We start from the raw sequence: 1,201 nt of genomic DNA, 5'->3' as shown, positions 1-1,201 counted from the left end.
ATGAAAGTCGAGGAACTCCGCGACTACATGAACGCCAACTGGACGAGCATCAAGCAGTCCATCCTAGAGCGCAGGTACAAGCCAGCCCCCGTACGGAGGGTTGAGATACCTAAGCCCAACGGAGGCGTACGCAAGCTCGGTATTCCGACAGTTGTCGACCGAACTCTTCAACAATTGATTGTCCAAGTCCTCACGCCCATCTTCGAGGCAGAGTTCCAAGAGAACAGCTACGGCTTCCGCCCCGGCAGGAGCTGTGAGCAAGCCGTACAGAAGCTTTTGGAATACCTCAACGAGGGAGCGGAGTGGATAGTTGACATAGACTTGGAGAAGTTTTTCGACAATGTTCCACAGGACAAATTGATGAGTTATGTAGGTCGCGTCATCCAAGACCCAGACACCGAAAGCTTGATACGCAAGTATCTGAAGTCGGGCGTAATGGAGAATGGTCTTTACGAAGCTACAGAACTTGGCACGCCCCAAGGTGGCAATTTGTCCCCCTTGTTGAGCAATGTGATGCTCAACGAGCTAGATAAGGAACTCGTGAGACGGGGTCTGCGCTATGTTCGTTACGCAGACGACTGCGTTATAGCAGTAGGAAGCGAAGCCAGTGCCAAACGAGTGATGCACTCTGTCACCCAATGGATAGAGCGTTTCCTCGGGCTCAAGGTCAATGCCACCAAGACACACGTCTGTCGACCGAGCAAACTCAAGTACCTCGGTTACGGATTTTACAAATCCCCTCAGACCAAGCAATGGACGGCAAGACCTCACGAGGACTCCGTAGCGAAGTTTGTCAGGAAACTGAAGAAACTATGCAAACGCTCGTGGAGCATCTCCATGACTGTCCGCATCACAATGCTCAACAGAGTGATACGTGGATGGATAAACTACTTTGCTATCGGAGCCATGAAAGGGAAGATGGTAGAGATAGACGAACATCTACGCACGATGTTACGTAAGGTGATATGGAAGCAATGGAAAACTCCACACAAACGAGCCTGGGGACTACGCAAGCTTGGTGTCTGCAACGACTTAGCCAAGCTCACATCCTACTGCGGAGACCGCTACGAATGGGTGGTGAGACGTACATGCGTGGTACGAGCTATATCGAAAGATGTACTTGCCCGCAGAGGCCTTGTAAGTTGCTTAGACTACTATGCGATTAGACACTCTTTGAAAACGAATTAAACCGCCGTATGCC

At 50.7% G+C, this 1,201-nt stretch carries 1 protein-coding gene; it reads left to right on the top strand.

The genetic code is table 11. The features are described 5' to 3' along the window. Window positions 1-1,188, top strand: a 1,188-nt coding sequence (gene ltrA / locus HMPREF3027_RS04015) for a group II intron reverse transcriptase/maturase (protein WP_070707197.1), incomplete at its 5' end; no start/stop codon positions are given. Between the last annotated feature and the right edge of the window lie 13 nt (window positions 1,189-1,201).

Source organism: Porphyromonas sp. HMSC077F02, from assembly GCF_001815465.1.
Classification (GTDB): Bacteria; Bacteroidota; Bacteroidia; order Bacteroidales; family Porphyromonadaceae; genus Porphyromonas_A; species Porphyromonas_A somerae.
The sequence above is the reverse complement of the archived record's forward strand: the minus strand, read 5'-3'. Positions and strand labels throughout refer to the sequence as shown.